The sequence below is a fragment of the Thalassobacillus sp. CUG 92003 genome, assembly GCF_013618635.1.
GTDB lineage: Bacteria > Bacillota > Bacilli > Bacillales > Halobacillaceae > CUG-92003.
On the sequence record NZ_JABLSJ010000010.1, the window covers coordinates 45,686 to 64,541 of the forward strand.

23 protein-coding genes and 1 pseudogene are annotated in these 18,856 nt (G+C 41.8%); 9 read left to right on the top strand and 15 right to left on the bottom strand.

Annotated features, from left to right (window positions below; translation table 11 throughout):
- Positions 1-53: 53 nt before the first annotated feature.
- From HOP45_RS14955 to HOP45_RS14970, 4 genes and pseudogenes are all read right to left on the bottom strand, one after another.
- Complete coding sequence (locus HOP45_RS14955) at positions 54-443, bottom strand: hypothetical protein (protein WP_181350186.1); 390 nt, start codon at positions 441-443, stop codon at positions 54-56.
- A 122-nt stretch (positions 444-565) separates the two neighbouring features.
- The gene (locus HOP45_RS14960; RefSeq protein WP_255437685.1) at positions 566-997 is read right to left on the bottom strand and encodes a hypothetical protein; all 432 of its coding nucleotides are present in this window, start codon (positions 995-997) and stop codon (positions 566-568) included.
- Position 998: 1 nt separating this feature from the next.
- Positions 999-1,509 (bottom strand): annotated as a pseudogene (locus HOP45_RS14965) (GNAT family N-acetyltransferase).
- A 100-nt stretch (positions 1,510-1,609) separates the two neighbouring features.
- Positions 1,610-2,167, bottom strand: a complete 558-nt coding sequence (locus tag HOP45_RS14970; RefSeq protein ID WP_181350187.1) for a hypothetical protein — start codon at positions 2,165-2,167, stop codon at positions 1,610-1,612.
- Positions 2,168-2,358: 191 nt separating this feature from the next.
- Here HOP45_RS14970 and HOP45_RS14975 point away from each other — a divergent pair, with 191 nt between their 5' ends.
- Both HOP45_RS14975 and HOP45_RS14980 read left to right on the top strand, forming a co-directional pair.
- Entirely contained in the window at positions 2,359-2,817 is a 459-nt protein-coding gene (locus HOP45_RS14975) for a LytTR family DNA-binding domain-containing protein (RefSeq protein WP_181350188.1), read from the top strand.
- On the top strand, positions 2,814-3,227 hold the full coding sequence (locus HOP45_RS14980) for a DUF3021 domain-containing protein (protein WP_181350189.1): 414 nt from the start codon (positions 2,814-2,816) through the stop codon (positions 3,225-3,227). Before HOP45_RS14975 ends, HOP45_RS14980 begins: the two co-directional genes overlap by 4 nt.
- Positions 3,228-3,423: 196 nt before the next feature.
- Here HOP45_RS14980 and HOP45_RS21040 read toward each other — a convergent pair whose 3' ends face one another.
- Complete coding sequence (locus HOP45_RS21040) at positions 3,424-3,954, bottom strand: class I adenylate-forming enzyme family protein (protein ID WP_370458044.1); 531 nt, start codon at positions 3,952-3,954, stop codon at positions 3,424-3,426.
- A 28-nt stretch (positions 3,955-3,982) separates the two neighbouring features.
- A complete protein-coding gene (locus HOP45_RS21045) occupies positions 3,983-4,804 on the bottom strand; it encodes an AMP-binding protein (protein ID WP_370458049.1) in 822 nt (273 codons plus the stop codon).
- Between the two features lie 304 nt (positions 4,805-5,108).
- Between HOP45_RS21045 and HOP45_RS14990 the strand changes: the two genes are divergently transcribed.
- Positions 5,109-5,777 carry a hypothetical protein gene (locus HOP45_RS14990; RefSeq protein WP_181350190.1) on the top strand — a complete coding sequence of 223 codons (669 nt, stop codon included), beginning with the start codon at positions 5,109-5,111 and terminating at the stop codon, positions 5,775-5,777.
- 18 nt (positions 5,778-5,795) lie between these two features.
- The gene (locus tag HOP45_RS14995; protein ID WP_181350191.1) at positions 5,796-7,073 is read left to right on the top strand and encodes an efflux RND transporter periplasmic adaptor subunit; all 1,278 of its coding nucleotides are present in this window, start codon (positions 5,796-5,798) and stop codon (positions 7,071-7,073) included.
- Between the two features lie 59 nt (positions 7,074-7,132).
- On the opposite strand, the gene fabG is transcribed toward HOP45_RS14995, so the two are convergent.
- Entirely contained in the window at positions 7,133-7,873 is a 741-nt protein-coding gene (gene fabG / locus HOP45_RS15000) for a 3-oxoacyl-ACP reductase FabG (protein WP_181350192.1), read from the bottom strand.
- Positions 7,874-8,061: 188 nt separating this feature from the next.
- Here fabG and HOP45_RS15005 point away from each other — a divergent pair, with 188 nt between their 5' ends.
- Together HOP45_RS15005 and HOP45_RS15010 are read left to right on the top strand one after the other, a co-directional pair.
- Complete coding sequence (locus HOP45_RS15005; RefSeq protein ID WP_181350193.1) at positions 8,062-9,060, top strand: LLM class flavin-dependent oxidoreductase; 999 nt, start codon at positions 8,062-8,064, stop codon at positions 9,058-9,060.
- A gap of 102 nt (positions 9,061-9,162) precedes the next feature.
- Positions 9,163-9,834, top strand: a complete 672-nt coding sequence (locus tag HOP45_RS15010; protein WP_181350194.1) for a VOC family protein — start codon at positions 9,163-9,165, stop codon at positions 9,832-9,834.
- Positions 9,835-10,075: 241 nt separating this feature from the next.
- Here the strand turns inward: HOP45_RS15010 and HOP45_RS15015 are convergent, their stop codons facing one another.
- The 5 genes from HOP45_RS15015 to HOP45_RS15035 all read right to left on the bottom strand — a co-directional run bounded on the left by HOP45_RS15015 (position 10,076) and on the right by HOP45_RS15035 (position 12,569).
- The gene (locus tag HOP45_RS15015; protein WP_181350195.1) at positions 10,076-10,621 is read right to left on the bottom strand and encodes a hypothetical protein; all 546 of its coding nucleotides are present in this window, start codon (positions 10,619-10,621) and stop codon (positions 10,076-10,078) included.
- Positions 10,622-10,724: 103 nt separating this feature from the next.
- Positions 10,725-11,108, bottom strand: coding sequence for a VOC family protein (locus HOP45_RS15020; protein WP_181350196.1), 384 nt, complete (start codon positions 11,106-11,108; stop codon positions 10,725-10,727).
- Positions 11,109-11,191: 83 nt separating this feature from the next.
- Positions 11,192-11,467 carry an ArsR/SmtB family transcription factor gene (locus HOP45_RS15025; protein WP_181350197.1) on the bottom strand — a complete coding sequence of 92 codons (276 nt, stop codon included), beginning with the start codon at positions 11,465-11,467 and terminating at the stop codon, positions 11,192-11,194.
- Between the two features lie 105 nt (positions 11,468-11,572).
- On the bottom strand, positions 11,573-12,091 hold the full coding sequence (gene paiA / locus HOP45_RS15030; protein ID WP_181350198.1) for a spermidine/spermine N(1)-acetyltransferase: 519 nt from the start codon (positions 12,089-12,091) through the stop codon (positions 11,573-11,575).
- A 25-nt stretch (positions 12,092-12,116) separates the two neighbouring features.
- Entirely contained in the window at positions 12,117-12,569 is a 453-nt protein-coding gene (locus HOP45_RS15035; protein WP_181350199.1) for a MarR family winged helix-turn-helix transcriptional regulator, read from the bottom strand.
- Between the two features lie 115 nt (positions 12,570-12,684).
- On the opposite strand from HOP45_RS15035, the gene HOP45_RS20760 reads away from it, so the two are divergent.
- From HOP45_RS20760 to HOP45_RS15045, 3 genes are all read left to right on the top strand, one after another.
- Complete coding sequence (locus HOP45_RS20760; protein WP_370458045.1) at positions 12,685-13,269, top strand: YczE/YyaS/YitT family protein; 585 nt, start codon at positions 12,685-12,687, stop codon at positions 13,267-13,269.
- A 298-nt stretch (positions 13,270-13,567) separates the two neighbouring features.
- Positions 13,568-14,512: a BMP family lipoprotein gene (locus tag HOP45_RS15040; protein WP_181350200.1), complete on the top strand. Its 945-nt coding sequence runs from the start codon at positions 13,568-13,570 to the stop codon at positions 14,510-14,512.
- Between the two features lie 14 nt (positions 14,513-14,526).
- A complete protein-coding gene (locus HOP45_RS15045) occupies positions 14,527-16,188 on the top strand; it encodes a methyl-accepting chemotaxis protein (RefSeq protein WP_181350201.1) in 1,662 nt (553 codons plus the stop codon).
- 80 nt (positions 16,189-16,268) lie between these two features.
- On the opposite strand, the gene HOP45_RS15050 is transcribed toward HOP45_RS15045, so the two are convergent.
- Genes HOP45_RS15050 through HOP45_RS15060 form a run of 3 tightly spaced genes read right to left on the bottom strand, consistent with a single transcriptional unit; the run spans position 16,269 to position 18,848 of the window.
- Positions 16,269-17,162, bottom strand: coding sequence for a sensor histidine kinase (locus HOP45_RS15050; RefSeq protein WP_181350202.1), 894 nt, complete (start codon positions 17,160-17,162; stop codon positions 16,269-16,271).
- Between the two features lie 20 nt (positions 17,163-17,182).
- Positions 17,183-17,932, bottom strand: a complete 750-nt coding sequence (locus HOP45_RS15055; RefSeq protein ID WP_181350203.1) for an ABC transporter permease — start codon at positions 17,930-17,932, stop codon at positions 17,183-17,185.
- A complete protein-coding gene (locus HOP45_RS15060) occupies positions 17,925-18,848 on the bottom strand; it encodes an ABC transporter ATP-binding protein (protein WP_181350204.1) in 924 nt (307 codons plus the stop codon). Before HOP45_RS15060 ends, HOP45_RS15055 begins: the two co-directional genes overlap by 8 nt.
- Positions 18,849-18,856 lie beyond the last annotated feature (8 nt).

Below are 18,856 nucleotides of genomic sequence, written 5' to 3' on the forward strand. Positions count from 1 at the left end.
TTTACTCATAAATTCTGATTTTGCTGCATAAAAGGGTGACGACGCGCGCATTGCTAGTTTATCACCATTTTTTCTTCGTTTTCATCCCATTTAATCGTCACTTTCACCGATTGATCGCTATCAAAGGAACTTCTACTGCTCCCGCCATAGTGTGAGAACGATTTTTCTTGCGGAGGTTCTTCACTAAAGTTAATCTCTGATTTACTACTGGATGCAGCAGTCTTATAAGAATACTCCAACCTCCTTGTGTCAGCTAATTGTTCGACATCACCTTTGAAGGTTACTACAAAATCTTGTGTTATCCTCTCTTCCATTACAGTTACTTCTAACTTTGCTCTCCAATGATCACTTTCACCCTCTAATATGTATTGTTCGAGTTCTGCACAACCCACTAATAAGAAAGTTAAAAAAATGAACATAACTCCAATATCTATTACCCTCATGACACTCTCCTAACTTTTCAAACTGACAGACAAGGTATAATTCCCTTTATTTGATTGATAGAAAGTAGGGGGGTACTGTAACGATCATATAATCTATAAATTGGTAATTCTGACTACCTCTCCTAAATTAAAGCCAACCCAACCCAACCACCTATAAACGGAAAATAGCTTATCGGAAAGTTGAAGCTTCCAGAATCGAATTCGATAACGAATAATAAAGTTGTAAGAACAACGCTCATAATACTGACAAGGGCAAACTCAGTTATTTTACTTCGCTTCCAACGCTCCTCCCCCTTATGAGACTTGTCAAAATCCTCGACCAGGCGGCTTGTCTTTGTGCCGATCGTCTTCCCGGTTTTAAGGGTATATAGCATACTCATTGTTATGGCCCACATAAACACGCAACATAATACAAACAACACATAACCCGATCCTACTATTTTGAAATAATAAGGAAGCAGCCCGGCTAGTAACAGCATGACAAGATTGTAATGAACTAACCGCTTCTTTTTTAAATGCTTACCTTCTTGTATATCCCATTCTGTGTCACTCATCTTACCCTCCCTTTCTATCGTTCTTCTTGAGTCCATTTAATACCTTTAATAATTCGATTTCATCTCTGATAGGAATACCATCATGACCAATAAAGGGGATCTCTGGTTTGTGCTTTCTGGCTTTCTCAACTGCATTCGTTTTTAGTTGGGATAGAATAAAGCCTCTTTTTTGGTAGAACTTTAACGCTAATAAATTGTCGTTGGTCGTTACGAGTTTAATGTGTTGACACCTTTGTTTAATAGCGAAGTTTTCTACTGCTTGAACTAACGATGTTCCGATTCCTTTTCCTGCTTCCATACTATCTAGTGATATAATGTCACACGCGTTTTCTTTAAGCATGTAAGTAATTAAAACCGATAATTTCCGCTTCTTCATTTACAACAGTAAATCCATCTAATGTACTGCAATCATAAACGCCACTGGACACAACCATTTCCGGACTTCCCCAACGCAGCTCAAAAAAATCTATTAGTTTGTTTTTCGGTATATCCTTAATGGAGCAAACCTTCATTATCTCATTTCCCCTGTCCCATAGACTCATAGAAGCGACATTTCACTTAAGCCTTAATCCCCTTGTTAAATTTCACCTAAATAGTCAGCTATGTACTTCATTATTTACTCAGATTTCCTTCAGTAATGTATGGAACGCTATCAGTTGAAATGTTGTGATACTTTTTACTGTTTCCTTTTTTATACACGTGATTGATGTTAGAAAAATAAAACTTTCCATCCAGCTTATCCAGAAATAGGATGTATTCGCCTGTCTCGATGGGAATAATTCCATCAGAAAGCTGATGAAGGTCCTCCTCAAGGGTACCATCCTTCATCTGTTTAAAACCTACGGGATACACAATGTCTAGCTTGTCGCCATTTGTATATTGAGCTCCTTTTGGTTCTTTAAAACGATCCTCTACTGTCGCCGTGTACACTCTGTCAATTTGATAAACATCATTCTCTGCGTCAGCCACTTGTTTTTCCATTTTATAATCCCCATTAACTGTAGCATGAATAATCATATCTGCATGTTCCTCTAATGATCGTAAGTTTTTTTCAGCAGCGACAGATAATCCAACACCTTGGGTGGTTTCGCGATGGTTATGAACGACTACACTAACAACGAAGACGAGCACGATCGTTATGCACACTGTTACGATTACTTTGATTTTCAACCCTCTCCCCCTTTCATAACAATCATGAGAAAAACATGCGCAGACAAGCGGCCTCGATTTTTATGTAGATCAGCGCCTTCTTTCTGCATCTTGGCATTTCAAATCGACGTCTTACCTTCATTCTGATGACATCCAACGCTCCCAGTCTTATACTAACCTTAAGAAAGCCACACATAAAGGATGGGGAACAGATGAAAGTATTACTCGACGTCGACAGTAAATACGAAGAAACCAGTGTCACCATTCACTGCAAAGAAATGGATGAGTCAATCAAAGATATTCTCAATTATGTAAATAGAAAAGAGGCGGACTTTATTGTTGGCCGAAATGGGGAGCAGCACCACATCTTAAAACCGAATCACGTCTATCACTTCCATTCAGAAGGCGATACCGTGATGGCCACGACCTCTGAAGGCACATTCAAAGTGAAGGAAAAATTATACGAGCTGGAAGAAATGCTGCCATCCACTATGTTTATCCGGCTTTCTAAATCCGTCATCGCCAACCTTCACGAGATCAGCCACTTTGAGCCGTCTTTTAACGGCACTCTTTCCGTGCACTTTCAATATGGTGGAAAAGAATATGCGTCCCGGCACTATGTCGCAAAGATTAAAGAAATCCTTAAACTTAATAGGAGGGAAAATAAATGAAAACATTTTTATTCAGAAGTATGATTGGTATCTTTTTTGGAGGATTCCTGGCGATTTTAATAACGTATTCCGTCATTTTTTTCGGCGAACAATCGACGCTTGATTCCAGTCTTTTTGTCAAAAACTCATTAGGCTCCATTTTTTGTGGATGGTTATTTACAGTAACACCGCTTTACTTTGAGTTGCGTAAACTCAAGCTTTCCCAGCAAACAGCCTTACACTTTTTCACCGTAACGATCGTTTATTTCATACTGGCTTATGGAATCGGCTGGATCGCCCCGGGAGCTTTGAACATGCTTATCTTCATTGCTATAGCTGTGGTGCTCTACAGTGTGATGTGGACCGCTTTCTACTTGTATTTTAAACATGAGTCCAAAAAATTGAACGAAGACCTTCAGCATTTTAAATAAAGTGCGTCTCTTTCCTGGCGCCTCGTTCATAAACACACCTGATAAGCATTAAAATCATAAGCACCATTATTTATGAGATAATTTCTATTTCTTACCTCGCCCTTCCTGCTACTATTCATTAAGGCTTTGTATGGCAAAATATGCCTTATTCCAGATAAATGGAATAGGGCATATCGTTAGTTTTGCTCAATCTACTTTAACTGATCGGCCTTTTCACTTTTTGAATCAAAGCATTCTTATCTATTTTTCCTACATGCGTCTTGGGCAGTTCATCAACTATATGAAACTGTTTCGGCACTTTATACACGGCTAGTTTTTTTCGGCAATAAGCTGCTAATTGCTCCACAGTAGGAGGCGTGCTGTTATCCTTCATGGATAGAAAAGCGATGACGATTTCTCCCCATTTTTCATGGGGCACTCCGACCACCGCAGCTTCGTCCACGTCAGGGTGTGCATCCACCCAATGTTCAATCTCCAAAGGGTATACATTTTCGCCGCCGGTGATGATCATTTCTTTTTTACGACCGACAATATAAACATATCCATCCTGATCATGTCGTGCTAAGTCCCCCGTATACAGCCATCCCTCATCCCACACCTGATCAGTTGCATGTTGTTTGTTCCAGTAATATTCAAATGTGTGATAGCCTTTCAGTAATAATTCACCGACTTGATGTGCTTCAACATCTTCCCCGTTTTCATCAACAATCCGAACGTGGTTCAACACCATAGCTTTTCCGACCGATCCGCGTCGTTCATTCGCCTTCCTTTGGGGTGATAAAGAAATTGTTTGGGCCCGCTTCTGTCAGGCCATATCCTTCTTTAAAATCGAGTGTCTTTGCTGCAAAGGCTTCATATATTGCGATGGGGCAAGGGGCTCCGCCCGAGAGAAACACCTTCATGTCGGTAAAATGTTCATGGCGAAAGCGCTCAGTTTGAATGATCATGTGATACATGGTCGGTACGAACAAGACTATAGTGCAGCGGTACGTGACGAGGTCGCGTACTGCCTGCGCAGGTTCAAATGCTTCGGATACGACAACAGTGCCTCCAGCTAGCAATACGGGTATGGACAGAGCGTTAAGTCCGCCAGTATGAAACATCGGGATACACGTTAACGTCGTGTCTTCTTTGGACAGATCCCAACTGATGATGGTGTTTAATGCATTCCATAAAATCGACCGATGCGAAAGGACCGCTCCTTTTGGCTTCCCAGTCGTTCCTCCGGTGTAGATCATAGCAAGTGGGTCCTCTTCGGCCATACTTGCGACCGATCTTGTTTCACTTGCTTCCCATTTATCTATATACGTTTCATCCGATATCTGGAGCGTAGGGTATGTTTTTTCGATTAAGGTTAATTTTTCTTTAAATTGATGATGAACCGCAACGAGCCCCCGGGCCGAATCGTCTAAAATATAGCACAGCTCCTCATCTCTTAAACGCCAATTCAAGGGAACAAAGACGGTGCCTGTCTTCATGCAGGCAAACAATATATCAAAATAGCTGATATGGTTCGGGGCTAATAAAGCGACACGATCACCTTGTTGCAAGTGGTGATGCTCGAATACCCTTCCCAGCCGTTCTGCCCGTGCGTTTAACGCTTGATAAGTCCAGCTTGCCCCGGTGCACTATCAGCGATCGCTTGTTTATCGGGATGTAATTGTGCTCGGGTTTGCAGCCAATCTAATTCATAGCTCACAACGGATCTCTCCCTTTTCACTAACATGGTATCTCCCAGTATAAAGATAAGGGTTACAAACCAGTTACAGCACACACGACACTATCGCAAGAAAACACTTCATAGATTTTGACAAATTATAGCACCCTGGCGAATTTTGGGTTAAAATGTAGAAAGAGCCGAAGAAGAAAAGGATGAACTTCATGTATGCTATTAATCTATTAAAATTATTTTCCAGGCGGGAGGATCATTTATTTAAAATAAATGAAGCGGAACGGCTGAAGAACTTTTGGAACCTGACGTTTATCCTGTTAGCCCTGACCATCCTTACATTTATTTGGACCAGCTGGATGGGGCTCGGAACCGATGGGATTTCCGCTGACATGACCGATTTGAACCGGATTGAATACGAATTGAATAAAGTCTGGTTCCTGCTCGGGCGAGCTGCATACGCGATTCTTTTATTTGTGTTTGTATTGTTCATATCCAGTTTTATATTCTGGCTGTTCAACGATGTCGCTTATAAAAAAATCATTGTCTTGCAGATGAATGTTCTCCTGGTTATGCTGCTTGAGCGCGTGATCTGGATTCCATTAATGGTTTATGCCGGGATTGACTGGTATGTATCACCGTTCTCATTCGGTGTGATCGCGGCTTACATAACGGATATTGAGTGGGTCATTTACTTTTTTGGAGCTCTGTCCCTCTTTCAATTGTGGATTATCTGGTATCAGGCGAAAAGCTTACGCTATTTGTCCTCAACGAAAAAACAGTGGGTGTGGATCGGGGTCGTATTCTGGCATATCCTGCTTTGGGCTGGAACAGCTGCCTTGTCTTACTTCGATATGTCCTTGCTTTACTTAATCCGATAGAAATTGCAGGTGGAATCCATGAAGAAGAAATATAAACTGAGAATCATAGGTATACTGGCCTTGTTATTTGTCACGACAAATGCCTTCATGATTTATTTCGATCAGGATAACAAGGTTGAGCAAAAATCCTATATCAATGAATGGTCGAAGTCGTTTACGTTTGATTTATACAAAGAGCTCCATACCGAAGGGGTCTTTGCGTCGACTGAAGCAAAACCCGTCTATTTCGATGAAAGCCTCGGGTCGTTTCAGGAATTTATCACGAGTGAAGGTACAGAAGTCTCAGAGGGAGACGAATTGTATGAGTATGAAGTGAACAACTATGAGCAACAGCAGCGCAGCCTCGAAGAAAAAGCGGACAGACTGGAAGAAGAGATTTCCGCGATTGAAGACTACATAGATGAAATTGAAAGTTTCACTGTTCCTGAGTCTGAGAATGATGACAGGCCTTCGAGTCCGTTTCCAGGGCTGAATGACGACAGCACAGATAACGATACAAATGATGAGGAGAGCCAGGACGAAACATCCACGGTCGATACTGAATTCCTCAAAGAAGAAAAACTGGCCCAAAAAGAAATGGAACTTGCTCAAAAAGAAGCAATGCTGACAACGACTGAAAATCAACTCGAATCTCTTGAGGAAGACGGTCAGACGATCACGGTCGAAAGCCCGGTCAGTGGTGTGGTGACGGAAATCTCAGAAGATCTGCAGGCTCCCCTCATCACGATCAAAGCTACATCATTACAAATCGAAGGCGAGCTGAATGAATCAGAACGGAAAGAAGTGGAAGAAGGTCAGACAGTCGAGATCCAAGTGTCGGAAAATGATAACCGAACGACTGGTTCACTGGAGACGGTACGCCAGTTCCCTGACGAAGTGTCCGTCAACACCTTCAGTGAATACGGCTTCTCTGTGAATACGGAAGAGTCTTTTGAGGAGGCCTTGCCAGGCTACCATGCCGAGCTCGATATCATTACCGAAGAAGCTGAAGAGGCAACCGTCGCCTTCAAAAATCTGCTGATTACAGAAGAAGACTTATACGCATGGGTGATGACTGAAAACGGCGATCTCGAACGTCGCGTCATTGAAACGGAATTAGAGGAAAATGGACTTGTGGAAGTAACCTCGGGACTGGAGTCAGGGGAATGGCTGGCTTATACACCTCGAGATGAATTCAGAAACAATGCTCCTTTCTTCACACCGATTGATTTCGACGAACTCTATATCCAGGAATTATTCGATGTAGATGAAACCACGATGAAGACATACGGCTTATTAGGTCTGCTTGCCCGTTAATAAACATCAGGGGTGCCTCGAAAATGCGAGCACCCCTGATGTTTTGATATGATCTCTTGTTACATGACAATGCCGCCATCGACGTGAAGCACATGGCCATGGATGTAATCAGATTCAGATGAGGCTAAAAATAGATACGCATTTGCTATGTCGCGTGGCTTAGCCAGCCGTTGCAGCGGTACCTGCTCCGTCAGTTGCGACAAGATTTTATCCGGAACGCCTTCTACCATGCTCGTTTCTGTAAAACCCGGTGCTACCGCATTCACGTTGATTCCTTTACGACCTAATTCTTTCGCCCACGTTTTCATCATTCCAAGCACCCCAGCTTTAGCCGCTGCATAATTCGTCTGGCCGGGATTTCCATAAGCTCCTGAGACGGAAGAGGTAACGATTACCTTGCCGTGACCCTGCGCACTCATCAGAGGCAAGGCAGCTTGCGTGCAATGAAATACACCCGTCAGGTTCACATCGATGACCTGCTGAAACTGGTCCGGAGTCATTTTTGACAGCATGGCATCTCGCGTAATCCCTGCGTTATTAATGAGAATATCGATGCACCCATACTGCTCCTCTACTGTCGCCATTAACTGATCAACACTTGAGCAATCAGCCACGTTCACCTGGATAAATGAGACGTTTCTGCCTTCTGCTTCAAACTCGTTTACGCGTTGATTTCCTGTGGTTTCGTCAAAATCGGCCAAAATGACATGTGCGCCTTCATCAGTAAATACGCGCGCGGCCTCTAATCCGATACCGTTGGCCGCTCCTGTTATAATGGCTACTTTATCCTGCAATCGCATGTTAAGCTACTCCTTTACCTTGTAGAAATTGTTCTAATTTCCAGTCTTGTATTATTCTATCACATTTCATGAGAACGCTAACATAAACGCTAGAATTGGCGCTCATAAAGCAGATACGTTGCAATCTCTTAAGTCTAGTGGGAGCATAAATAATGAAAATATGAAAAAACCTTCAGGGGGCATTATAGATGAAACTAAGTATCCTGGATCAATCTCCTATATTAACAGGGGCCACCCCTGCTGAGGCTTTACAGCAAACGACAGAGTTGATTCAATTCGTCGATAAGCTGGGGTACCACCGATATTGGGTATCCGAGCACCACAGTACACAAAGTCTCGCCGGTTCAGCACCTGAAATGTTAGTGGCTCACCTCGCCGCTCATTCCAAACAGATACGTGTCGGCACAGGAGGGGTGTTATTGCCTCACTACAGCTCTTATAAAATAGCTGAAGCATTCCGTCTGTTAGAAACACTGCACCCCGGGCGAATCGACTTAGGAGTCGGACGCGCTCCCGGCGGTATGCCCAATGTAAATTTAGCCTTGAATCGTGGAAAATATCCGAATGTAGAAGGATATCCGAAGCAAATCGAAGAACTTATGGATTACCTCCGCGGAAAAGATGCGCAAAATATGGAAGTCTTCGCCACACCCATTGGCGAAACAGCCCCGCCGATTTGGATGCTCGGTTCAAGCGGGACCAGCGCCCGTCTTTCTGCTGAACTGGGAACTTCTTATTCGTTCGCACACTTTATCAACGGACACGGCGGCACGCGTGCAATGGATCGTTATATGAACCATTTCACACCTTCCGTTCAGCAACAAGAACCACAAGGAAATGTTTCGGTGTTTGTCATCTGCGGCGAGTCAATGGAACATGCCGAATATTTGGCATCGAGTCTCGATTTAGCCATTTTGAAAATTGAACAGGGCGGGGTACGCCATAGCTTCCCTACCCCCGATGAAGCGCAGCAGTATTCCTATTCGATGTTTGAACGCGAACGTATCCGAGAGAATCGCAGCCGCATGGTGGTTGGCGATCCTGAACACGTTCAACAAGAATTGACCCGTCTGGCCGAGGCTTATGGTGTTGAAGAAATCATTGTAAACACAATCGTTCACCCTTTTGAAGAACGTTTGAAATCCTATGAACGTTTAGCTGGCATTTTTAATCTGCAACCCTCCTAAACTAATAGCTGGCCGTCATGTAGGCGGCCGGCTCTATAACGTTTATGAGTATTTTGTTAGAGGAAATAGAATCATTAATCCCAATCGAAAGGGGAATCCGTTATGCTTGCATTTGATCACATCGTCGTCGCTTCTCCACAACCCAAAAAGGCAGCGGAACAGTTTGCAAACCAGCACCGTCTCGTCCATGTCGAAGGCGGCAGACATAGCAATTGGGGAACCTATAACAGCCTATGCCATCTTAGTAATCACGTTTACATTGAGTGGCTGGGGATCGAACACCCCAATACCGCCAGGCACTCACACAACCCCTTGATCCAACACTTACATCAATCTCTTCAAGACGACCCACATACCCGCCCGATTCAGCTGGCATTCAGAACCACTCAATTAGACAACCTGATCCACCATATGAACACAGAAGGCATCGGTTATGCCGGTCCTTTTCCTGGAGAGCGCCAAAAACCGGACGGCTCGCAGTTAAAATGGCGGATGCTTTTCCCACAGCATAGCTCGTCCCCTGGACTGCTGCCGTTTTTGATTGAATGGGAAGGCGATCACCTCCCCTCCGACTCAACCGTCGTCAACGATTCCGTCCTTAAAGCAGTTGAGCTAGGTGTGAGTGCCCCGGCACACTCCGTCCAATTGTTCGAGCAGATTTACCAATTGAAATTTGATTCTGATCGTACTTCTCCAGCGCTTGAAAATGGAAGCTTACGTATAAATGCCGGGTCAGATCTCCGAGTACAATTCAGCCAGTTTACACTAGAGTGAATCTACTAGTAAGAAAGGAGTATAAAAAATGTAGGCTCGTGCTTTCATATTTGGCTAATTGCAATCTCATTTTTCCCTGAGAGAAGAGAATACATTCCTCTCCCCCCTTTTCTGCCATTTTAGTGCGAGAAGAAACCTTTTCCCACAAAAAATAGAGGGCTTATCTTTACTGCAGATAAGCCCTCTATCTCGTAAATATAGAATAATATATGAGGTGATTTAACACTCGAATATATGTGTATTACTTCCATATAGCCTTATACTTTTTTTGGTACTTAGTGTCCTCAACCGTATCGATCAAATTTAATGCAGTTTGTTTAACCGCCTCATCATTAACATGGTCATATATATTTCTCATATTTTGAATGATGTCATTACGAATTAACGTGTAATTTTTTTCATGTGTTCCATTTTTAAATCGGTCTGTCATATACTCCATAACCATTTCTTTTTGAGGAGTTCCAGCTATCCCGACTTTCCATATTGATTGGAGGCTATGTCTAGCTGTTACAAACTTTTCATCTTTTGTTACCTCCCACAACCTAGGGAAATCTTCCATCATCCTCATCTCTGGATCACTTTTAGCTAAATTTGCTAAATATTGAGCTGCCCGTGAACGTTGATGGTTATCGGAATGCGTCAAGTCCTCTAATAGTTGATCCCAAACTTCATACGTCCAATCAACTTTTTGGTCCGTTTCCTTTAAAATGGTTTGATAGGCTTCAAAACGCTCATCTTTATCACCTGATTTCGATTTTTCAAATGCCAACCTCATTTGGCTATCCATTTTTCCACCACCCATAGTTATTTTAAACTTTTTACCTTTAAGACGTAAACGAAACCGACAACTTTCCAGTAAAGAGGCGAAATATAGGTGTTTTATGATGGTGTTACAGTTGCAATATCTGAATAAGATTGCCGCATGTATCGTCAAAGACAGCTATTGTAACGTCTCCCATTTCGGTCGGCTTCATCGTAAACTGTACATCGTTTGCTATTAATCGGTCGTATTCTTTATGAATATCTGCTACGCCAAACATGGTGGCTGGTATGCCATCGTTAAATATCCTTTGCTGATACTCTTTCGCCGCAGGATGCTCATTCGGTTCTAGTAAAAGCTCAGTCCCTTCCTGTTCCTCGGGAGAAACAAGGGTTAACCATCTAAATTCTCCTGTAGGTACGTCATGTTTTTTTACAAACCCGAGTACGTTTGAATAAAATGCCAGTGCTTTTTCCTGGTCATCTACGAATATACTGTTCACAATGATTTTCAAAATGATTCCTCCTTTGATATTTAGTGGAGCTTTAGTAGCGGTCTGGCTTAGACAGAAAAGCAGCTAAGCGTTTTGAGATGTACTTATTCGATCCATCCTTTCAGCAAATTTTTAAGTGGTTCGTTAGTAAATATCAATACCCTATATTTCCCCTTTCGTTTCGACATTACGAGCCCCGCATCTTCCAATATAGCCAGGTGTTTGGCTATCGCTTGTCGTGAAATGGAGAGTTCGTGCTTCATAATGAGTCGTGCCGTAAGTTCATAAAGTGTTAGCTCATGACGTTCGGAAAGTTCGTCTAACATAAGCCGCCGGGTTGCGTCACTGAGTGCTTTGAATATAGCGTCTTTATCCTCCATATATATAACTATACGCAACCAATAAGTTGCATGTCAAGCACAGTCAACTTTTTGGTTGCGTATTATTGGAGGCTGGAGCAGACGTGTAAATCAGAGTTTTTAAAATTATTGGAGCCTTTTGGACATTATTAAGTCTTTTTGTTCTTCATCTCCCATAAAAAAAGTGTGCTCTCCTGTTTGAATAAAACCCAGTTTTTTATAAAAAGCAATAGCATTTTCATTATGTTCCCATACACCTAGCCAAATCCTTTGTTTATCCATTTCCATAGCCATATTCATAGCTTTATTGAACAAGTATGTTCCAAGCCCTTGCTTTTGAAATTTATTTATTATATAAATTCGCTCAATTTCAAGAGACTCCTCGTCCATTGTTTCAGACTGAGCGTCCCCTGTATTAACCTTTAAATATCCAGCGACTTCATCATTAAATGAAACAATAAAGAAGTGTGACAAATGGTTGGATAGCTCTTTTACTACTTGCTTTAAGTTAAATGACTCTTCCAAATAGGCCTTTAAATTTTCTGGTGAATTCTGTTCCTCAAATGTCTCCTTAAATGTGTCATAACCAACCTTTTGAAGTTTGCGTGCGTCTTCCAAGGTACACTTTTTCATCGTTATATGCATTTAATCCTGTGGCTCCTTTCTATAATTAATAATCCCTTTTGTTTCCCTTCTTAACAAATTCCCACTCTTTTTCTATGTTTGTTCTAACGCGTTGCAGTAGATCGAAAATGGTGTCAACTTCTTTCTCGGTTAACCCTTCTAAGGCAACAGCGTTGGAATAATCATTTTCTCTTTTTATAAAGGGAAAGACCTTTTTCCCGTTCTCGGTTGGAAAGAGCTTTTTTATTTTTTTGTTATGTTCGTCTTCTTTCTTCTCAATAAAGCCATTCATTTCAAGTTTTTTTATAGATCGAGCTGCTGTGGTCCGGTCTACTTTAATCATTTCCGCAACTTTTTCTTGAATGATCCCTGGGTTTTCACAGATTCTCACAAGGTACAAATACTGCCCTCGCGTGAGCTCGTACTCTTTGAATTCTATGTTACTGATGGAATCTAACGCTCTTGCTATCATTCCAATTTCACGAAGTATTTCTTTCATCTTATACACCTCAGCACATATTTTTGTTGCAAATGCGTCATGTTTAACTTTATACTTAACTTACCTTATTATTGTTGTATTTGCAACATAATTAAACGTAAAGAGGTAGATTAAAGTGAATTTTTTCTTTTATGTATTAGGCATTCTATTATTAACTCTTGGCATTTCTTTCACGATCCAATCTGACCTTGGGACTTCCCCTTTTGATGCACTACTGGTAGGACTATCTATAAATGTAGGGCTGACAGTGGGTAGTTGGGAAATCATAATAGCTTTGATTATGATAGCGAGTAATTCATTGTTAATTAAACAGAAACCCGAAGTTTTAGGGTTGGTAACAGCATTCATAACGGGGATTAGTATTGATATGTGGCTCTTCTTAATGGCCAATTTTTTCACACCTGATCTATGGTTCAGCAAAGTTGTTTACTTTGGAATCGGCTTAGTTGTAATCGGTTTAGGAACTGCCATATATTTAAACACAAATTTTGCACCCATCCCGGTGGACCGATTAACGTTAATCATAAAGGAATTAACTCGAACAAATATATTTCTTTCGAGGTCATTCATTCACCTCATGTTCTTACTAATGGCCATGTATTTTAGTGGCCCTATTGGCATTGGAACTTTATTAATTGTGTGCTTCAGTGGTCTAATACTTAACTACTTTATGGATATGACTCAAAAGAGACTAAACTGATCTCCAATTCATTAGCTACATTTTAACCACATGAAATGTTTTTAGCTGCTACACCTTCCTCTATTCGGAATTCATACAACTCATATTAATAATAACAAAGCAGCAACCATAGGTTCGGCTGCTTTGTATTATTCATTTCTACCATAATAGGTACCCCCTTATTCGAGAGGCCCCTTCCTATGTTTAAATCGTCTAATGAAAAAAGATTCACTTTTTTTCTAAAAATATCCTTCACTTCACACACACTTCATCCGATATTTATGGTTGTCTGACATCATACTTCGTTGAGGTGAACATTATGAAAAAATTATCCATACTCATCATTGGATTGGTAAGTTTATTAACCGCGTGCTCTCAAGCCGCGGGTGATCAAGATGATGAAAACATCAGTGCCGGGCTTCTCGTGACAGAAAGCGGTATCGGTGATGACTCTTTTAGCGACTCTGCATTCAGAGGTCTGGAGCAGGCACGGGATGAACTCGGTATTACGTTTGATTATCGTGAACCCTTAGAAAAAAACTATCAAGAGAAAATGAAGGAACTTATTGAGCAGGGTCATGACGTCATCATCGGTCTTGGCTATAATTCTCAAGAAGCTGTAGAAACACTAGCTGAACAACACCCCGATCAAGAATTTGTCTTGATTGACGCTGTCTCCGAAGCTGACAATGTGACATCGATTACCTTTAAAGAAGATGAAGGGAGCTACTTAATCGGGTTGATCGCCGGAATGAAAACAAAATTCGACGTCGTTGGCTTTATCGGGGGCGAGCAAATGCCCGTCGTTGAGAATTTTGAAGCTGGATTTACAGAGGGCGTTCAGGCAGCTAATCCTGATGCCGAAATTTTGGTTGAATACGCAGGCACGTTTGATGATGATGCAAAAGGGGCCCAACTCGCCCAGCAAATGATTGACGCAGATGCCGATTATATTTTCCCAGCCGCCGGATTTACAGGCATAGGTGTATTGAAAAAAGCGCAAGAACAAGGTATTTATTCGTTCGGAGTCGATAGCGATCAATTTTTTGTTGCTGAAGAGGCAGTCGTAACGTCCATGATGAAAAATATCGATGTGGCTCTATACGACATCATGGAGCAATTGATAGATAATCAGGAGTTGACCGGCGGGCATATACAGCTTGGTGTTGAAGAAAATGGCGTCAGGCTTGCCCCTATCCGTCTGATTGACCTAACCGCAGACCAACAAGCTCAAATCGATCAAGCTCAAGAAAATAGCGAGTAGAAAGGATTAAGACGATGACCATAGGAAAACGACTTTATACAATGACCCTGCTGCCGTTGGTATTATGTCTGGCTTTGATCGGCTTTATCATTGTGCAGATGATTGACTTACAGAACGCATCGAACAACGACGTCCAAGTGTTGATCGAGACAAAAGAATTAGATGGCCATATTGCTGGTTTAAAGCAGACATTGAACAATTACGCTTACAATCCTTCAGAAGCGAGTAAAAATGAGGCTATCACTAAGCTTGAAACAGTGAGCGATAGTATCGAAGCGATTGAACCTACTCTGCAAACAGATGCCCAGCAGCAATGGGCTGCTCAAGCTACCGATAAATTCAACCGTATTAACGAGACGGCAGTCACGGCTTTTGAAGCGGACGACTCAAATGAAATACAACGCCAGGCCGCCCGAACGTCCGGTGTCCAAAACGATATTTATATGCTGCAGGACGAAGCGAATCAGTGGTATGATGCGCAAATGGCAAACCAACAACAGCACATTTCCAACCTTATTATGTGGAGTGTGATTGCCAGTGTGGTGCTCATCTTACTATCCATCTTTGCCACATCCCGACTGACGAAACACATCGCTAAACCGATTCAGCATCTAGCCGAAATGGCCTCCACCGTAGCCCAGGGGGACCTGACCCGATCGATTGAAACGAACGAACGCGAAAAAGATGAGATCGGCCAGTTGAAATCAGCGTTTAATCAAATGGTCTTGAATTTAAAAGAGACTGTCTCTTCTGTCGACACAGTTGGATCGAACGTTTATCAATTCAGCCATAAATTAAATTCTGAAATGAATGGCTTATCGGAAATCAGCGATCAAGTCGCTCATTCAACGGATGAGTTAGCGCAAGGCAGCCAATCCATTTCCAGTGATATACAAGATATGGCGAACCGGTTAGATGATATGAATCAAAGCTTTGAGGCAGACATGAAACAAAGCCAAGAGTCTTCCGCCTCCAGTGAGGAAGCTCTGGCCACAGTGAAGTCCGGACAGATGGCCATCGAACAGCAACGCGCCTTGATGGATCAAAACAAGTCGTCTCTCCATCAGGTCGAACAATCTGTCGGGCACTTTGTGACTTATACGAAACAAATTGAAGATACTGTCACACTCGTGAACGATATCGCCGAACAAACCAATCTGCTTGCTTTGAATGCTGCCATTGAAGCGGCTCGAGCTGGCGAACACGGGAAAGGTTTTGCAGTGGTGGCGGAGGAAGTACGCAAATTGGCAGATCAGTCCACGAACGCGACGTCTAACATTGTCGAGATGGTTAAACAAATCAAAACCGGTGTCGAGGATATCCAAAAGGAAACCGAGGAAACCATTTCAGTAACCGAGAAACAAAACCAGTCCTTAAATGAAACGGAAACATCCTTCAACACGGTAAGCGACAAGGTCAATGCCATTCATGAGCAGCTGGATCACCTCGTTGAAGGAATGGAAAAATCGCACGAGAACAGCTCAAAAGTGTTATCGTCCATCGAAAACATCAGTGCCATCACCGAAGAAACAGCTGCGGGAACAGAAGAGATTTCCGCATCAACTGAGGAACAACAGCATTCCTTTAAGCACATGTTAGATGAAGTGAAACAACTGGAAACGATGGCTGAAGAAATGAATCAGGAGCTCAACCGTTTTCAACTGGAACAATCATAGGCAAAACAATTCAAAAACCAGACCAAGTCGGCTATGATTTGGTCTGGTTATTTATCCCTCATAAATGGGACATTCTCATGCTAGTAACGCCATTCGCACGTCAAAACGATTTGTTTTTTCATTAATTCGGCGGTAAGACTGCCATTCATTTTTCCCATTAAACTTTTTGCAATGGGTAGTCCTAACCCTGTCCCACTCCCCGTTCTTGTATGATCTGCTTTATAAAAACGATCAAATAAATGATTAAAATCCTGCTCACTGATCTGGTTAACTGAGTTACTGATTATCAATATAACAGAGTGATCTGTTTGCTTTAGCTTGATAGATACTGATCCTGTTGAATGCATGACTGCGTTGACAATTAAATTTTCAATAACGCGCCTGGCAGCGGAAGGATCGGTTGTTATCGTGCATTCACGATCTGGGATGTCGATCGCTGGTTTCAAATCCCTTTGATTAAATTCTTCGTAAAAACCCAACAGAACCTCTAGCGTCAATGAATTTAAATCGACCTTCCCCAATTTTACTGGGTAGTCTTCTTGTTCGATAATGGATAACTCGAAAAAGTCCTCAAGTAAGACCTTCAATCTTCTGGCACTACTTTTTATAATGCCGGTGTATTCTTTTTTTACTTCTGGCGTTGTTTCATCTGATTCCAGGAAGTGTATGTAACCTAAAATGGAAGTCAACGGCGTACGAATATCATGTGATATGTAAGAAATCGCTTGTTTTAATTCAATTTCAGATGAGCGCTTCTCCGCCTGTGCTTCTTTAGTTAAATCAATTTGTTTATTTATTTCCATAGCGAGCTCTTCAATATCTTCATCGAAATAACCGAGGTTTATTTTTTTGGCAGTTACATCATAATTTAAATCATGGAGCTGCCGGGCTGCATGTCTTATTTCTTTCTTCAGAAAATAGTGGCGGGTGAGTAACACTACAATGACGATGGCTAAAATTATGATATACAGCATACGACTCACCCGCTCCTTTCTTACTTTATTTCTTTCCGTTGGAAAATGAGGCTCCCTATTACTCCAGCTGCCAGGTATGTCAACACAGGAATGACTACCATCATAACGACGTCATTATTCTCCAGCTTACTGACGTTCACAATATCATAAATTAACACAAACACAGAATGACTAATGATGGGTTCGAAAAATGGTACCTTAGCTGCCAGCACTTGCAGTGGCCAATCCACCATTAAGAATAATAATAGTAAAAATCCTATTGTCTTCCCACTATCGGAAAATAGCGTCGCGAAAATAGCCATGATGGAGGCAAAAGCAGCTCCATAAAGCGCAATCAACCCTACCGTCTGAAAGTAGAAAGCCCATTCTGGCATGTCGTTAAAACCAAAATAAACAGCACTGGCACCAGTCATGAAAATAGGAAGGATTAAAGAGATCACGATTGCCCCAACAGAAAATATGGTCAATTTGGCAAAATAAATTCTTAATCTACTATTTCCTGATGAGGCGATGCTTTTCATCGTCCCAATCGAATATTCGCTCGTAATGAAGAACCCGGCAAGAATACTTGGAATCAGCTTTACGATGTCTGCATGGACGCTAAGCACATTATTCAAATAGTAATCTTTAACAGGAGGCAGACCGAGATCTCCTCCATCAAACTCAAGAAGAGGAAACAGTATTGCGACGGCGATCAAAAGCCCTGTTAATACACGAAATGATCGGTCTCTTGTTAATTTAAACCATTCTGATTTGATCAGGTTACCCATTGGAGGCGCCCCCGATCCGTTTTGAAAAGTACGTTTCTAAATCTTCCCCCATCGGCATGAATTCCTTAATAACCAACTGTTGATTTGTGAGCGTCTGCGAAACTTCACCTGGAACATCTACAAAATCAAACAATTTAATCGACCCATTCGGCATTACTTCAAAATCTTTCGTATTAAAATGGTTTTCTATGATAGTAGCTGCTTTGTTCGGGTCGTTTACTTTGATATGCAGATATTGCTGACATTTATCATTTAGCTCTTTAAGTGACATTTGCTCGATTAGTTTCCCATTATGAATAATGCCGTAATGCGTTGCTAATAAATGAAGTTCACTCAATATGTGACTTGAAATTAAGATGGTAATACCATATTCTTGATTGAGTTTTTTTAATAACCCCCGTATTTCCACTACTCCCATCGGATCTAATCCATTAATAGGCTCATCAAGAATAAGGAACTCTGGATCACCTAATAAAGCAATAGCAATACCTAAACGTTGCTTCATTCCCAGTGAAAAATTTTTGGCTTTCTTCTTTCCTGTATCATCTAAGCCGACAAGTGTAAGTGTTTTTTCTATACAGTCTTCCCCAGGTATCCCTTTTAAGAGACGGTGTGCTTCCAGGTTTTCGGCGGCCGTCATATTTGGATATAAGGCCGGCCCCTCAATAATCGTACCGATCCTTTTTCGAGCTTGAATCAAATTGTGTTCATTGCTCTTTCCGAATAACTCGATTTTGCCAGTGGTGGGTTTGGCAAGACCACATATCAGCCGGATCAAGGTGGATTTTCCCGCTCCATTTTGTCCAATAAAGCCGTATATCTGTCCCTGCTTAATAGACACGTTCACTTTATCAAGCGCCATGTTATCCTGGTATTTCTTTGACAACTGATTTGTTTGAAGTACATAGTCATCCATCTCGTTTT

Coding starts and splice junctions, on each gene's coding strand:
- HOP45_RS14990 (WP_181350190.1), top strand. CDS start 5,109: ATGTATGCTATTAATCTATTAAAATTATTTTCCAGGCGGGAGGATCAT.
- fabG (WP_181350192.1), bottom strand. CDS start 7,873: ATGCGATTGCAGGATAAAGTAGCCATTATAACAGGAGCGGCCAACGGT.
- HOP45_RS14975 (WP_181350188.1), top strand. CDS start 2,359: ATGAAAGTATTACTCGACGTCGACAGTAAATACGAAGAAACCAGTGTC.
- HOP45_RS15010 (WP_181350194.1), top strand. CDS start 9,163: ATGCTTGCATTTGATCACATCGTCGTCGCTTCTCCACAACCCAAAAAG.
- HOP45_RS15035 (WP_181350199.1), bottom strand. CDS start 12,569: ATGAAAGAAATACTTCGTGAAATTGGAATGATAGCAAGAGCGTTAGAT.
- HOP45_RS15050 (WP_181350202.1), bottom strand. CDS start 17,162: ATGCTGTATATCATAATTTTAGCCATCGTCATTGTAGTGTTACTCACC.
- HOP45_RS14960 (WP_255437685.1), bottom strand. CDS start 997: ATGAGTGACACAGAATGGGATATACAAGAAGGTAAGCATTTAAAAAAG.
- HOP45_RS14980 (WP_181350189.1), top strand. CDS start 2,814: ATGAAAACATTTTTATTCAGAAGTATGATTGGTATCTTTTTTGGAGGA.
- HOP45_RS15060 (WP_181350204.1), bottom strand. CDS start 18,848: ATGGATGACTATGTACTTCAAACAAATCAGTTGTCAAAGAAATACCAG.
- HOP45_RS15040 (WP_181350200.1), top strand. CDS start 13,568: ATGAAAAAATTATCCATACTCATCATTGGATTGGTAAGTTTATTAACC.
- HOP45_RS15005 (WP_181350193.1), top strand. CDS start 8,062: ATGAAACTAAGTATCCTGGATCAATCTCCTATATTAACAGGGGCCACC.
- HOP45_RS15045 (WP_181350201.1), top strand. CDS start 14,527: ATGACCATAGGAAAACGACTTTATACAATGACCCTGCTGCCGTTGGTA.
- HOP45_RS14955 (WP_181350186.1), bottom strand. CDS start 443: ATGAGGGTAATAGATATTGGAGTTATGTTCATTTTTTTAACTTTCTTA.
- HOP45_RS15025 (WP_181350197.1), bottom strand. CDS start 11,467: ATGGAGGATAAAGACGCTATATTCAAAGCACTCAGTGACGCAACCCGG.
- paiA (WP_181350198.1), bottom strand. CDS start 12,091: ATGCATATAACGATGAAAAAGTGTACCTTGGAAGACGCACGCAAACTT.
- HOP45_RS15015 (WP_181350195.1), bottom strand. CDS start 10,621: ATGGATAGCCAAATGAGGTTGGCATTTGAAAAATCGAAATCAGGTGAT.
- HOP45_RS14995 (WP_181350191.1), top strand. CDS start 5,796: ATGAAGAAGAAATATAAACTGAGAATCATAGGTATACTGGCCTTGTTA.
- HOP45_RS15055 (WP_181350203.1), bottom strand. CDS start 17,932: ATGGGTAACCTGATCAAATCAGAATGGTTTAAATTAACAAGAGACCGA.